9 protein-coding genes, 2 tRNA genes and 3 pseudogenes are annotated in these 14,195 nt (G+C 36.7%); 3 read left to right on the forward strand and 11 right to left on the reverse strand.

Annotated features, from left to right (window positions below; translation table 11 throughout):
* Positions 1–2: 2 nt before the first annotated feature.
* On the reverse strand, positions 3–398 hold the full coding sequence (locus tag BHU68_RS13805) for a hypothetical protein (RefSeq protein ID WP_069472680.1): 396 nt from the start codon (positions 396–398) through the stop codon (positions 3–5).
* A gap of 326 nt (positions 399–724) precedes the next feature.
* Positions 725–982 (reverse strand): annotated as a pseudogene (locus BHU68_RS13810) (CAP domain-containing protein); the annotation flags it as partial.
* A gap of 64 nt (positions 983–1,046) precedes the next feature.
* On the opposite strand from BHU68_RS13810, the pseudogene BHU68_RS13815 reads away from it, so the two are divergent.
* Positions 1,047–1,694, forward strand: a pseudogene (locus BHU68_RS13815) (CAP domain-containing protein); the annotation flags it as partial.
* 18 nt (positions 1,695–1,712) lie between these two features.
* On the opposite strand, the gene BHU68_RS13820 reads toward BHU68_RS13815, so the two are convergent.
* The 5 genes from BHU68_RS13820 to prmB all read right to left on the reverse strand — a co-directional run bounded on the left by BHU68_RS13820 (position 1,713) and on the right by prmB (position 5,748).
* On the reverse strand, positions 1,713–3,251 hold the full coding sequence (locus BHU68_RS13820; RefSeq protein WP_069472677.1) for an ExeA family protein: 1,539 nt from the start codon (positions 3,249–3,251) through the stop codon (positions 1,713–1,715).
* 426 nt (positions 3,252–3,677) lie between these two features.
* Positions 3,678–3,748: transfer RNA gene (locus BHU68_RS13825), tRNA-Cys, on the reverse strand.
* A gap of 9 nt (positions 3,749–3,757) precedes the next feature.
* Positions 3,758–3,833 (reverse strand) — tRNA-Gly (locus BHU68_RS13830).
* Positions 3,834–3,869: 36 nt separating this feature from the next.
* Complete coding sequence (locus BHU68_RS13835) at positions 3,870–4,856, reverse strand: quinone-dependent dihydroorotate dehydrogenase (protein ID WP_083234090.1); 987 nt, start codon at positions 4,854–4,856, stop codon at positions 3,870–3,872.
* 1 nt (position 4,857) lies between these two features.
* The gene (gene prmB, locus BHU68_RS13840) at positions 4,858–5,748 is read right to left on the reverse strand and encodes a 50S ribosomal protein L3 N(5)-glutamine methyltransferase (protein ID WP_171899476.1); all 891 of its coding nucleotides are present in this window, start codon (positions 5,746–5,748) and stop codon (positions 4,858–4,860) included.
* Positions 5,749–6,212: 464 nt separating this feature from the next.
* Here prmB and BHU68_RS13845 point away from each other — a divergent pair, with 464 nt between their 5' ends.
* Positions 6,213–6,752, forward strand: coding sequence for a chorismate--pyruvate lyase family protein (locus tag BHU68_RS13845; RefSeq protein WP_216092908.1), 540 nt, complete (start codon positions 6,213–6,215; stop codon positions 6,750–6,752).
* Positions 6,753–7,083: 331 nt separating this feature from the next.
* Here BHU68_RS13845 and BHU68_RS16655 read toward each other — a convergent pair.
* Positions 7,084–7,224 (reverse strand): annotated as a pseudogene (locus BHU68_RS16655) (hypothetical protein); the annotation flags it as partial.
* Positions 7,225–7,451: 227 nt separating this feature from the next.
* On the opposite strand from BHU68_RS16655, the gene BHU68_RS13850 reads away from it, so the two are divergent.
* On the forward strand, positions 7,452–9,473 hold the full coding sequence (locus tag BHU68_RS13850) for a heavy metal translocating P-type ATPase (RefSeq protein WP_069472674.1): 2,022 nt from the start codon (positions 7,452–7,454) through the stop codon (positions 9,471–9,473).
* Here the strand turns inward: BHU68_RS13850 and ectB are convergent.
* The 3 genes from ectB to BHU68_RS13865 form a co-directional block, all read right to left on the reverse strand.
* Positions 9,435–10,727 carry a diaminobutyrate--2-oxoglutarate transaminase gene (ectB, locus tag BHU68_RS13855; protein WP_069472673.1) on the reverse strand — a complete coding sequence of 431 codons (1,293 nt, stop codon included), beginning with the start codon at positions 10,725–10,727 and terminating at the stop codon, positions 9,435–9,437. The two genes, BHU68_RS13850 and ectB, sit on opposite strands and share 39 nt — an antisense overlap.
* Positions 10,724–12,136, reverse strand: a complete 1,413-nt coding sequence (locus BHU68_RS13860) for a pyridoxal phosphate-dependent decarboxylase family protein (protein ID WP_216092561.1) — start codon at positions 12,134–12,136, stop codon at positions 10,724–10,726. The genes ectB and BHU68_RS13860 overlap by 4 nt, the downstream gene beginning before the upstream one ends.
* 93 nt (positions 12,137–12,229) lie before the next feature.
* Complete coding sequence (locus BHU68_RS13865) at positions 12,230–14,152, reverse strand: heavy metal translocating P-type ATPase (RefSeq protein WP_069472671.1); 1,923 nt, start codon at positions 14,150–14,152, stop codon at positions 12,230–12,232.
* Between the last annotated feature and the right edge of the window lie 43 nt (positions 14,153–14,195).

The following is a 14,195-nucleotide window of genomic DNA, read 5'->3' on the forward strand; positions in this document are numbered from 1 at the left end:
TTCTATGGCGGTTTATTGATTGCTTGATTATAAAAGACAGCGTATTTATAAACTGCTTGTAAGCCAGCTTCTTTAGTAAGATAAGGAAACATACGTGTTATTTTCAGTCTGCCAGCTTCTAAATATTTATTAATAACCTGAATTAACCAAGCTACATAGGAGCCAGTTACTAACATCGGTGCTAATTTTGATTCAGATAGAGAATGATAGCTACCTGCTAGGGTTTCATCTGGTTCACCTTTGCATTGTTCATCTCGATAAACATATTGAGTAATATTTTGAAATTCATCTAAAATGACTAAAAATCCTTGATCATAAAAATTAGCAAAGCGATGTGGTGCTGAACAAGCAGTTTTCCACATTGAATCATATAACAAATTTTCTTTATCAAATAACATTGAATCTATATCATCAACTAAGAGTTGATATGATTTTTTTATACCAAATTCTCGAATTTGTTTTAATGATAATCGTTCCTGAACTAACTTATTATCTCGTTCGATAAAAGAAATATACTGTGAAGCAAAAGCACGATAATAATCTATTGCTAAATCTGGATACCAAATTTTGCTTTCAGCAAAGTCAAAATAAAATGGAATAACTTTTCCATTAGCACTCCAAAGTTGATTACAGATGCGTTGTACATTTGCCTCGAAAACAGTTTTTCCACTTTTTCGGCGTGCTAAAATTACTTTGGATTTGGATAGTCTTTTTGGAATGTTGGCTATCCAATTGTTAAATAATTCAAATTCTTGTTCTCGCCCAACAAATAAGTTGGGTTCACCGATTTTTTACCATTTATTTGAAAATATACTTGTACCCAATAATGCCGATATTTACTTGAATCTAAATGTGAATAACCGAAACCAATTTCTGTGTAATTACTATTGAGAATATTTTCACGATGCCCTTGGCTATTCATCCATTGATTAATAGTCTCCGTTGGTGTAGAACGCCCTGCTGCAATATTTTCTCCTACATAAGAATAATTATAACCAGCCGCTACAGCAGCGAGTCAATATGACGCTGAATTATTACGACTCACAAATCTGGAAAGGAAAAAAGTTGGTTTACCAGCATTAAGCTTATCAAGTCAATTAAATCAAGCGGCACAAAGCCATGCAGATGATATGACTAAAAATAACTATTTTAGCCATACTGGGTTAAATGGTTCCCAACCATGGGATCGTGCTGAAGCGGCTGGTTATAATTATTCTTATGTAGGAGAAAATATTGCAGCAGGGCGTTCTACACCAACGGAGACTATTAATCAATGGATGAATAGCCAAGGGCATCGTGAAAATATTCTCAATAGTAATTACACAGAAATTGGTTTCGGTTATTCACATTTAGATTCAAGTAAATATCGGCATTATTGGGTACAAGTTTTTGGTAAATCAAATGGTACAAATTCAACTGCTACTACTGCTCCTGCAATCACATTTGAAAACAAATCCAATATTATTTTTGATCTAGTTGAAAAAGTTTATGCTCAATACTTTTTTCCAGCTACTGCTACACAAGTTTCTGGTTCTGGAAATGAAATTCAATATTCGCGCTTTTATACTAATGAATATCAAGCCGCTCTAACCACTAAAGAAAATAATATATGGTATGGATTTTATGGTGAATGGCATCATTTTGGAACGCTTGATGAAGCTAATCAACAACTTTGTCAGAATAAATGTTGGTAGCAAAATGTTGGCTACTTTTTACTCAAGCAGCAACGGCTCTCCCCTCAAAGCCTGCAATGCTAACAATGTTTGTTCTCCAATAACCCCATCAGCTTTTAAATTATGTTCAGCTTGAAAAGCAATAAGCTTGGTTCTTAAAGCATAATCAAACAAAGCTGATCTCGATTCCATATTTAATTGTTTTCTGATCCAAATAACCCCTTGGTGAATCATTCCAACTTTTAATATCGGCATAGGTAACATCGGAGGTTGCCATAAAATTAGAAATTGCCCTAGCCATAACTTATTAATTTCATGAATTGGTATTTCATAAGTTCTCTCTGCAACAACTAAAACAGCAATATCATCAAGTAAGTATTTGACTACTATATGATATTGCATTCCATTTAAAGTTACTAATTCAATTATAGCCGGACGATTTAAAGAACGTAAATCATCCCATGTACCGATCTTTAAGAAACAAGCTAAACCCTTATTAGCCGCACTTTCACAAGCCTTTTCACCAGCTAATGGTAAATAATCAGTTCCCCATAAATTAAACAGAGTTCTAAAAGCTGTTTCTGTATTAGTTATATTTAATAAATATTCTAAATTTGATACTGGCTTATTCACCATAGCAGTTGGCATTATGGGAGCAGAACTAGAAACAGTAACTGGTTTTAACAACCCCCAATTAATAACACCAGCCAATACTAATAAAAAACTACAAACAACTATTAAGACTTGAGGATTAAATTTTCTAACAGCTTCACCAGTAACCTCTTCTATAGCTTGATAGATAATCTCCGTATTGATTTGATCTTTATTACTTACATAACCGCCTAATAAAGCGCGATCACAAAGAATATTAATTAAACGGGGTACACCAGCAGAATAACGATAAATTAATTTAACAGCCGAATCGGAAAATAACTGACGTGAAACTACTCCACTAATAGCTAAACGATGATTAATATAAGCTTTAGTGTCTTTTCTGGATAAAGGCAAGAGATGATAACGCGCTGTAATACGCTGTGATAATTGACGCAGATTATTACGTTTTAATAACTTCTTTAATTCTGGTTGACCAACCAAAATTATTTGTAATAACTTATGATTGCCAGTTTCTAAATTAGTTAATAACCTGATTTGTTCTAATGCTTCTGAACTAAGATTTTGAGCCTCATCAAGTATAAGTACAGTACGATGACCAACTCTATCAGCCGTCAACAAATAACTAGTGAGTTTATCAATAAAATCTTTTTGTTGATACTGTTCCAGACTATAACTAATTCTTAATTCATCAAATAAGGCTGCCAATAATTCTATTGGAGATAGACAAGGATTTAGCAATAAAGCTACATCAAAATTGTGGGGTAATTGCTCAATTAAACTACGACATAAAGTAGTTTTACCAGTACCGACTTCACCAGTTAATAATACAAAACCGGGGCCCTCATTGACACCATATACAAGATGTGCCAAAGCCTCACTATGATTTGTGCTTGAATAAAAATAATGTGGATCTGGTGTTATAGAAAACGGTGCTGTATTCAGCCCAAAATGTGCTGTGTACATATAAGAATGGTACCTGGGACCGGACTCGAACCGGTACAGTGTTGCCACCGAGGGATTTTCTTACCAACTACAGTTTTCACTGCCATATTGATTATTTAATCAACTTGTTTGTGGTCTGGACCATGTCTTTGCCTTTAAATATTAAATACTTAGTCAGGCAGGAGCCGTATGGCCTCTACACTTTCTCAACTAAATCATAAGAAAGAAATAAAAGGATAGGTTGGGAATGGGGAAAGGGGAATCATTCATGATGTTCCTACCCAATTATTTCTTATATAACCTAATCGAGCTTAGCTCGACGTTACCATATTACAGGATTCATCGAATTAGACTCCATTCATCTAAGGATTTCGCCCTAGATGCTCAAATTTTTTAAGTCCCTTGCGTCTACCAATTTCGCCACCCAGGCATATGGTACGTACTAATAGGCTGAAACCGGAATTGAACCGATGTACACGGTTTTGCAAACCGCTGCATAACCACTCTGCCATTCAGCCATAGAAATCTGGAGCGGGAAACGAGACTCGAACTCGCGACCCCAACCTTGGCAAGGTTGTGCTCTACCAACTGAGCTATTCCCGCGTTTTGAATTAATTGCGACATTCTACCATCAGAAATTTATTTGTCAAGCATTTTTTTTATTTCATCAATTAATTCTGGTCCTTTATAGATTAATCCAGTATAAATTTGAACTAAACTAGCTCCAGCTTCAAGTTTTGCTTCAGCATCAGCGGCAGTCATAATACCACCTACAGCTATTATTGGAATTTTGCCTTTTAGGATGGCATTTAATTGTTTTATGATGTTAGTACTATTTGTGAATAAAGGTGCGCCACTTAAACCACCAGTTTTATTTATATGAGTTTCACGGATTAAATTGTCTCGCGATAAGGTAGTATTAGTCGCAATAACCCCATCTATTTTAGATGCTAATAATGTATTAGCAATATCCTTAACTTCTTCCTCAGTTAAATCAGGAGCTATTTTAACCACTAATGGCACATATTTATTATGCTTACTAGCCAATTCCTGTTGAGCCTCTTTTAAAGCTTTCAACATGGAATCTAATTGATCAGCTTGTTGTAATTGACGTAATCCCGGAGTATTAGGAGATGAAATATTTACAGTAATATAATCTGCAAATGGATATGCTTTTTCTAAGCCGATTAAATAATCATCTATCGCTTCTTCTATGGGGGTATTAAAATTTTTACCAATATTAATACCTAAAATACCATTAAACCTTGCCGCTTTGACATTTTTTAACAATCGATCAATGCCATGATTATTAAATCCCATACGATTAATAATAGCTTGATTTTTTCTTAACCGAAACAGACGTGGTTTAGGATTACCGGGCTGAGCTTCAGGTGTAACTGTACCTACTTCAATAAATCCAAATCCCAAACCAGCTAAACAATCAATATATTCAGCATTTTTATCCAAACCTGCCGCTAATCCAACTGGATTTGGAAAATCTAAACCCATGACTGTGCAAGGTTTATATGGAATTTTTTTCTTAAATTTAAATTTATGAAGAAATTTTAAAGTATTTAAAGCTAAAGAATGAGCTGTTTCTGGGGGTAATAAAAATAATAAATTCATATTAATAATCAATCAATTGTTGAGCCGTCAATAAAAACACACCTTCTCCTCCACGTTCAAAATCTAACCACATAAATGGCAATTCATGTTCCATCAAATATTTTTGACTTAAACCAACTTCAACTATTAATACCCCATTAGCTGTTAAATGTTGAGCTGCTTGGCGTAAAATTTGTTCTACCAATAATAAGCCATTATCACCAGCTTCTAAGCCTAAACGCGGTTCATGATGATACTCATTGGGCATTGCCGCTAATTCTTCAGCATCAACATAAGGAGGATTACAAACTATTAAATCATAAACTTTACCATCTAAATTAGCAAACAAATCTGACTGTATTGCATTTACTCGTTCATTTAATCCATAAGCATCAATATTTATTTTGGCAACATCAACTGCATCTGCCGAAATATCGACTGCATCAATTTTTGCATTTGGAAATAACATTGCGCTAGCAATAGCGATACAACCACTACCAGTACATAAATCTAACATATAATTAACTTGATCAGCCTCAACCCAAGGCTCAAAACCCTGTTCTATTAATTCTGCAATTGGAGAACGCGGAATTAAAACACGTGAATCTACATAAAAGCGTAAATTACTAAACCAAGCCTCATTAGTTAAATAAGCAGTAGGAATAGCTTCATTAATTCGTCTTTGTAATATATTATATATATCTTGTTTTTCTGAACTTGTTAAGCGGCTATGCCATAAAATATTAGGAATTTTTTCATTAGCTAAATTGAGCGTATGTAAAACTAGTACAGCGGCATCATCTATGGCATTATCAGTTCCATGCCCAAAAAATAACTCAGCCTTATTAAATTCACTTGCGCCCCAACGTATAAAATCACCTATACTATGTAATTCTTTAATAATTTGTTCCATATATTTGCAATGTACCTAAAATTAAACACCCTAATGGTATTATACAATGAAAGCGTGGTTGTTTGTGATGAATTACTTACAGAGCTTATTAAATTTGAAACTGACGAAAAATAGCAATATTTGATTTATATATTTAGCAACCCAGTGAATGCGGGGCAAACTATCCCAGTCGATGGCACGATTAGGGAAGGAGTGGCGAGTGTCGATCACAAATAAAATTGGCAATTGCATGGCTAAAAAATATTGGAGATCAAGCATTTGCAGCAACTATCAGGTGTTTAAAAACCTAACAAGTCTTTAAAAAAACAATATATATTTATATCTTACCCATTAAGCAAGTAACCAGCTTTATTAGTATAAGCTGCTTGATAATCAGTTTAAGCATAATACCGTTTTGATTATATTATCAATACTTTATTTATGTTAAAATAAACTAAGTATTTACGCAAACAAAAGGAATAGATTTGTACCAATTATTGAGAGACTGTAACATAGACCCATCTAAGCTCAGCCCTTTTCAAAAAATTTTATTGCTAGCTGATGGCACTTTAACAAACATATTAGAAATTTTTTTAAATGAACCTATAGCTGTTGTTAAATTGTCGGAGAAAATAGTCATTATTACTGAAGATATTCAGCCTTTAAAAATCAAAGCAGGTACTGAAGTCTTGGAAAGACAAATACTACTTCAAGACCAAACTAGCCATCATAATTGGCTTTACGCTGATTCCATTATTGTGATTGAGCGAATTGAGGAAAGGTTTAGAGACAAATTGATTAAGTCTCATATACCCATAGGAAAACTTTGGCAACAACATAAAACAGAAACCTTTAAAGAAATTGTCAATTATGCTCAGGAACAAGCTGGAGATTTATCCGATTATTTTGAAATTAAAAGACAAGATAATTTACTCTCTCGTACTTATAGTGTTTCTTCTAATAATCAGCCTGTGATGATGATTACTGAGAAATTTCCAGAAAGTTATTTTACTTCAGATTTTTAATCATTAAAGGAATTAGGGTCATCATACCTGTCAGGTTTTTAAAACCTGACAGGTATGATGACTTTTTTCAACGATTAATATTATATTTTTGTAATTCATGCCCTTGTTGTTGATAAAATTTATAGCGTCTTCTTCCTGCTTCACGCGCTGGTTATATATCGCTTAAATTAATTAAAAAATAAATATTATCAGCGACTTAGTTTGTATAAATAATACATATTGGATCTGTTGTGCAGACCAGTTGCTCCTTTGTCCTTTTTGCCTGATGTCCAAGCTGTTCCTACTTCTATTCCACCTATATTCGCAATCTCTATCGCCACTAAATTTTCCAGCAGCAAATTAGTCGCCCTTCTGCGTCAGTATTTAATATTTCAATAGTTTGTCCTGATAAACTTGTAACAATATCTCCGGGTTTCACTGCTTGACTGCCGGGCATGTTTTCAACTGCTGGAATAATTGGAACTACATTTAATGGTAATTGTTCTTATTTTATCACAATTAGAAGAAAAAATATTTTGATTGATTTTTTTTGACAACATCAATTATTACTTGTATAATTCAGTTTATTTCTACTAGATTGTAGAAGCATTTTAGAGTTTAAGCGTGCTGGCAAAACAGAACCTATGTAGATTTATGCTGGAAATTAGCACTTAATAGTCTCAATACTCAATACAAGCTAAATCAAGAAAGCTAAAAAATATGTTATTAGAACTTTTACTTTTAGGTGGCTTTGCTCATGCCATCAGAACATCAGATCAGAAAAAAGCGAAAAAAAACCACAAAAAAATATCTCCATCTCTATATGAGGATATGAAAAAGGTGGTTAAAAATGTTGACTTTTTTGGGCAGACGGTGGAAAATAAGAAAAACGAGGAAGAAAAAGAAGCTAATCGTGATTTAGCCATTTCTACTGCGTCATTTGGCATAGCTACAGCTGGGACTTTATTCTATCCGCCTTTGAGTCTTCTCAGTGTCCCCGGCTTGATTTATGTCTCGGTTCCCATTTTTAAGAAATCTTACCAATCACTTAGGAAAAATAAAAAAGTCGATGTGCATACCCTATCTGCCATCACTGCCATCGTATGTCTCTTAAGTGGGTATTATGCGATTGGTAACATGGCGGCATTTTTTTATGTTTTAAATCAAAAACTACTGTTAAAAGTTAAACGCAATTCTCAAGAAAACTTTATAGAAATATTTAATGAACATCCTCGCTTTGTCTGGGTGCTGGTTAATGGGGTTGAAGTCAAAACAGCGTTTGAGGCACTAGAAAAAGGTGAAATTGTGGTTGTTAATGCTGGGGAAACTATCCCAGTAGATGGCACTATTAAGGAAGGAATGGCGAGTGTCGATCAACATATTCTGACTGGAGAAGCACAACCTGTAGAAAAAGGAATAGGTGATCAAGTATTTGCCTCAACCGTTATTTTGGGTGGCAAACTATCTATCCAAGTTGAAACTGCTGGTGAAGAAACCATAGTGGCTAAAATAGGTCATGTTCTCAATAAAATGGATAATTTCAAAGGAAATTGGCAATTGCAGGGCGAAAAACTGGAGAATAAAACGGTTTTGCCAACGCTTATTTTAGGGGCAATATCGTTGCCTATTTTAGGACCTATGGGCGCAGCTGCCATAATTAATGCTCATTTTGGCTACCGAATGTCAGTGGTTTCGTCCATCAGTGTTCTAAGCTATTTTCGACTGATGTCTCAAAATGGTATTCTGATTAAAGATGGCAGGGCACTTGAACTGTTAAGTCAAGTGGATACTATTGTTTTTGATAAAACTGGAACACTAACCTTATCACAGCCTTATGTTGGAAAAATCCATAGCTGCTCAGATTATGATACCGGCGATATTTTGGCCTACGCTGCTGCTGCGGAATATAAACAGACTCATCCGATTGCATTGGCCATTTTGGAAGAAGCGCAGAGCCAAGAATTGAGTTTACCAGATATTGATGAGGCAGAATATCAAGTGGGCTATGGCATTCAAGTTACTATAAACCAGCAGCTTATTCAAGTAGGTAGCCGCAGCTTTATGGAAAAAGAACAAATAAGTATTCCATCATTAATCAAGTTGGCGGAAGATTTAGGCCACCAGCAAGGAAATTCTTTGGTAATGATTGCCATCGATAATCAAATGATTGGTGCGATTGAACTGTTTCCCACCGTGCGCCCCGAAGCCAAAGCGGTTATTGATAAACTGCGCAAGTGTCAGATTAAATCTATGCACATTCTCTCCGGGGATCAAGAAATGCCTACCCAGAAACTGGCTCAAGATTTAGGCATTGAGCATTACTTTGCCCAAGTACTGCCCCAAGATAAGGCTGAAATCCTTGATCAGTTACAAAAGGATGGAAAAACAGTCTGTTACATTGGTGATGGCATCAATGATGCGATTGCTTTGAAAAAAGCGCAAGTGTCCATATCAATGCGGGGTGCTTCAACAGTGGCTACTGATACAGCCCAGATTATCTTAATGTCAAACTTGAATCAACTTGGTCAGTTATTTGATTTGGCTCAAGAATTTGAAAAAACCATGACAAGCAGTTTTAAAATGATGATTGTCCCCACTGTGATTGGCATGGGCGGTGCTTTTTTTCTAAATTTTGGGCTGGTTGAGACGATGTTATTGAAGCAAACGGGACTGGTGGTTAGTTTGGGGAATGCGACACTGCCTTTAGTTAAAGCTCAAAGGCAAAAGCGCATTGGAATCTAAAGTTTCTATAAGTGCCTGTTTTAGTATCTGGCATCCTTTTGCTAGTAATTTTTGATTAATAATCAGTGGCGGTAAGAGCTTAATCACCTGATCATTTCTACCGCTGCATTCTATAACAAGCCCTGAAGCAAAACCACATTTTGTTACAGCCTGTGCCAAATTAGGCTTGCCCAATTTTGACATATCAATACCCCAGATTAAACCAAGACCACGAATATCAAGTTCAGAGCATAAGGGCTGAATTTCGTTTTCCATAAAAGTACGCAGATAATTTTCTTTTTGTTTGATTTCATCCACTAATTTATTATTAGACCAATAATGTTCTAATGCTGCTGTGCCGGTCACAAAGGCAAGTTGATTGCCACGAAACGTGCCATTGTGTTCTGCGGGTTCCCATACATCCAGTTCTGGTTTATAAAGTGCTAGTGAAAATGGGATACCATAGCCACTGATAGATTTTGATAACAATACTATGTCCGGCATAATCCCAGCGCGTTCAAAAGAGAAAAATGTACCTGTACGCCCACAACCTGTTTGAATATCATCGCAAATAAGCAAAATATCATGCTCTTCACACAAAGCTTTAATGCTACGCAACCATTGGCTGGGAGCAACAATAACACCACCTTCTGCTTGGGTGGTTTCCAGAATCATGGCAGCGGGTTTTTCAATGCCAGAGTTGGGGTCATTCAGGACATTACTGATATACTCAATAGTATCAAAGGAAGCCATAAAACCATGTGGATAGGGCATAAAGGTAATATTGTTCAGAGGCACACCAGCCGCTGCACGATTGTATTTATTACCAGTTGCTGCCAGACTGCCAAGCGTCATGCCATGAAATCCTCCCATAAACGCGAAGATGCCTGAACGTCCCTTGACTTTGCGAGCTAATTTAAAGGCCGCCTCTACCGCATTTGTGCCAGTGGGGCCACAAAAATGCACTTTGTAATCAAGCTTACGCGGTTTTAAGATATATTGATTGAAATCTATCAGAAACTCACGCTTGGCAGAAGTGTACAGATCAAGACCATGCGTAATGAAATCGGCACTTAAATACTCAATTAGTTTTTGCTTCAAATAATCATTGTTGTGTCCATAGTTCAGCGCACCTGCACCAGCGAAAAAATCGATATATTGTTGTTCAGATTCAGTATACAAAATCGCGTCTTTGGCTTTTGTAAACACAACTGGAAATGTCCGGCAATAGGAGCGTACATTTGATTCTATTTCGGTAAATATTTGTGTACTCATAGTAATGATATTTTTCGCATTCTTACCAATAAAGATTCAATATCGCTTAAACGTGTCATAGGATTCATTAGAGTGAATTTTAAGTAGGAACGTCCATTGAATTTTGTGTAGCCAATCACCGCTTGCCCCGTTTGCAATAATACTAGGCGAATTCGATCATTAACAGTATCACACCAAAGGTCTTCATCCTTACCAGCAGGTGTAATGGAAGGTCGGTAGCGAAAAACTATGGTATTGATGGATGGTGGCAAAGCCAGCTCAAAGTCGGTTGTTGCATCAATCAGTTTAGCGGATTGCTGAGTTAATTCCATAACACTTTCTATAATTTTCCCCAATACTGTTTGACCATAAGCTTGCAGGGTCATATAAACCTTTAAGGCATCAAAACGACGGGTGGTTTGTACTGATTTTGTGACCAAATCGGGAAGGCCATTTCCAGCATTTGATTCTGGGTTTAGATAATCTGCATTCAATTTCATGAGATTAAAATGAGCGCGGTTATTTATTAGAAAAATACTAGAACTTATTGACTGATAAAACAATTTATGAAAATCTATAGTTAAAGAATCAACCAGTTCAATACCAGCCAACCTGTATCTATGTTGCTCACTAAACATCAAGGCACCACCAACAGCAGCATCTACATGAAACCACAATCCAAGTTCCTGCGCACAAACACCCAAAGCATCTAACGGTGAAATAGTTCCAAAGTCAGTTGTGCCAGCAGTTGAAACCAAAGCAATGGGTAAAAGTCCTTCATCTGTCAATGCCTTAAAATATTGCCTAACCACACTGGGCAACATATGGTGATGTTCGTCAAGGGGCAAAGAAACCACTGACTGATCACCCAAACCCAATAAACGGGCAGTTTGACGAATGCTAAAATGGCTGTCTTGTGAACAGATAATACGAAATTTATTAGCTTCGGGAGGTAAGCCTAGTTCTGAGATTGACCAATTAAAATGTTGTTGTGCTGCATAATCCCTAGCCAAAAGTAAACCCATAAAATTGGATTGCGTTCCTCCGCTAGTAAAAACACCATCAGCCTGTTCTCCCAAACTGTACTGCTTGCAGAACCAATCAACGACATATTGCTCAACCAGTGTGGCGGCTGCACTTTGATCCCATGAGTCCATAGATTGGTTAGTAGCACTAATAATTACTTCTGCTGCAATAGAAGCAATAAGTGGTGGGCAGTGTAAATGTGCTATACAACGAGGATGATTGACATTAATTAAGTTTTCAACTATCTGTTCGCCAATCTGTTTGATCACATCAGGTAATGACTGAGTTTCCATAAATTCAGAACTGGCTTTCAGTTCACTCTGTAAGGCAGCAATGGATTTACCAGAATAAGCTTGTTCAAGTATAGCAAAATTTTCGATAATAACTGTTTGCGTTGCATCCATAGCAGCACGGTAATTGTGCAAACTTACGGGAGAATTTGTCAAAAAATATTGATCAAGCGCCAGCAGCTTTGATTTTGTAGTCATATCAGATAATTATTTTTCCTTTAATAATGGAAATACTGCATTGGTGACACTAAGCCCCATACTTACCATATAAACAATGATGGCAGCCGTTAAACTTAAATTGAAGATTAAGACCCCTCCGACAATAGCAGCAGTTGGAATAACGCTTACTAAGAAAGTGTTCTTGAGGTTGACATCAAGCTGTTTTGCCAATTCAATCAGTTCAATAAGCTGATCTAACTGTCCGTTCATCAAAACAACCTGAGCAGTATCAGTAGCAATGCTTGATGCACCGCGTAAGGAAACCGAGACTTCTGCCTGCTTAAGGGCGATCGTATCGTTGATGCCATCACCCATGTAACAAACAACCCTGCCTTCTTGTTGCATATTTTTGATCAAATTAGCCTTTTCCTCTGGCAGAGTTTCGGCAAAGTAATGTTCAATTCCCAATTGTTTAGCTAAATGTTGAGTTGGCTTTTCATGATCACCTGAAATGATGCAAATGTTGTAGCCTAGTGCCTTAAGTTTGCTTATAACTTCTACTGTGTTAGGGCGAATCCTTGCATGGAGTTCTATTGCCCCAACAATCGCTTCATCAATAGCCACATAAACTAGTGATTCACCCAGTTCTTGAGATTCAATTTGCACAGCTTCTAATTGTTCAGGAAGAGACAGTGATTGTTGTTCCATAAAACGAAGGCTGCCAACTAATACCGTTTGTTCACCAATCATTACTTTGATACCATAGCCAGTTTCGTAAGCGGATTCTTGAATAGAAGGCAGCTTTATATCTTGCATCAAGACTTCTTCAAGGATGGCCTGAGCGACAGGATGAGTATGTTTACGTTCAGCGGCCCCAGCATAACGTAGAATCTGACTTTGGCTTACTTCACCACAAGCATGAATTTTGGCCACTTTTGGGATTTCTTCAGTAAGCGTACCTGTTTTGTCAAAAACAATGGTATCAACTTTACGTAGTATTTCCAAAGCGCGTCCATCTTTGACCAAGATACCACGTCGCAAAGCAATGTTAAGATAATTTAATACACTCAATGGCCCCACAGCATAGAGAGCATCGTCTAATGGAGACCAGAAAATGGCTAATCCACTGCTTGTTCCTTTTAACACGCTTGCCGCAGAACCCAACATCAAATAGGGCAATGCCAAGCGATCTGCCATGTCAATACTTCGTAGTTCAAGGGTGGCAGTAAATGATGTCATTTCATTAAGGATCTGTTGAGTCTGGTTGGAAATAGTTTCTTCACCCGCTTTTTCGACTTCGATCAGAATTCGTCCTGTAAGCATCATAGTGGAAGCAAAGACGAAATCACCCACCTGTTTTTCAACAAGTTGTGATTCACCTGTCAACATGCGTTGATCTATAGCCGCATTCCCTTTGACGATTGTGCCATCTACGGGAATAATTTCGCCTGCCTCGACTACAAGAACGTCACCTGCTTGCACATCTTTCAATGTAAATTCAAGCTCAACTCCTTCACGCATAATATATACAACACGGTTTGATGGGGTAATAAAAACATCTGCCAGATTTTTAGTCGTCAGCCCTTTGGCTTTGGATACTATGTTGAGGGCGAAATACAAGAACCAGTAGGCGATTGCTGCTGCAAAAAAGTGACCAGTTAAAATGGTACCCGGTAGAACCATAGATTCTAATACCATGCGAGTAAAACGTCGTTTTTGGGTCAAATCATTATAGCCCTGTTTCCAAGTGGGCAAAACAAGGTAAACTAGTCCTCCCACTCCTAGCAATGTAAGCGGGGCAAAAAAAATCGGTCCAGATACGATACAGCCTAATGAAGTAGTCGCAATAGATAAATTTTTTTCACTTGGTGTTTTTTTTCTCGAATTTATTTTTTTCTCATTGCTAACTTTGCGTGACCTAATGCCAGTATACAGTAAACCACCAATAATTAGCCCACCAATAACTAACATATTTTTGTCCTGAAAAATTGATCTGAATTTTTATGATTATATC

Origin of the sequence: Candidatus Marithrix sp. Canyon 246 (genome assembly GCF_001723685.1) — a bacterium.
In the GTDB taxonomy this organism is placed as follows: Bacteria; Pseudomonadota; Gammaproteobacteria; order Beggiatoales; family Beggiatoaceae; genus Marithrix.

What these genes read in the sequence shown, in the direction of transcription:
- BHU68_RS13805 (WP_069472680.1), bottom strand. Translation starts at nt 398, where the DNA reads ATGTTATTTGATAAAGAAAATTTGTTATATGATTCAATGTGGAAAACT.
- BHU68_RS13850 (WP_069472674.1), top strand. Translation starts at nt 7,452, where the DNA reads ATGTTATTAGAACTTTTACTTTTAGGTGGCTTTGCTCATGCCATCAGA.
- BHU68_RS13860 (WP_216092561.1), bottom strand. Translation starts at nt 12,136, where the DNA reads ATGGATGCAACGCAAACAGTTATTATCGAAAATTTTGCTATACTTGAA.
- BHU68_RS13820 (WP_069472677.1), bottom strand. Translation starts at nt 3,251, where the DNA reads ATGTACACAGCACATTTTGGGCTGAATACAGCACCGTTTTCTATAACA.
- prmB (WP_171899476.1), bottom strand. Translation starts at nt 5,748, where the DNA reads ATGGAACAAATTATTAAAGAATTACATAGTATAGGTGATTTTATACGT.
- BHU68_RS13835 (WP_083234090.1), bottom strand. Translation starts at nt 4,856, where the DNA reads ATGAATTTATTATTTTTATTACCCCCAGAAACAGCTCATTCTTTAGCT.
- BHU68_RS13865 (WP_069472671.1), bottom strand. Translation starts at nt 14,152, where the DNA reads ATGTTAGTTATTGGTGGGCTAATTATTGGTGGTTTACTGTATACTGGC.
- ectB (WP_069472673.1), bottom strand. Translation starts at nt 10,727, where the DNA reads ATGAGTACACAAATATTTACCGAAATAGAATCAAATGTACGCTCCTAT.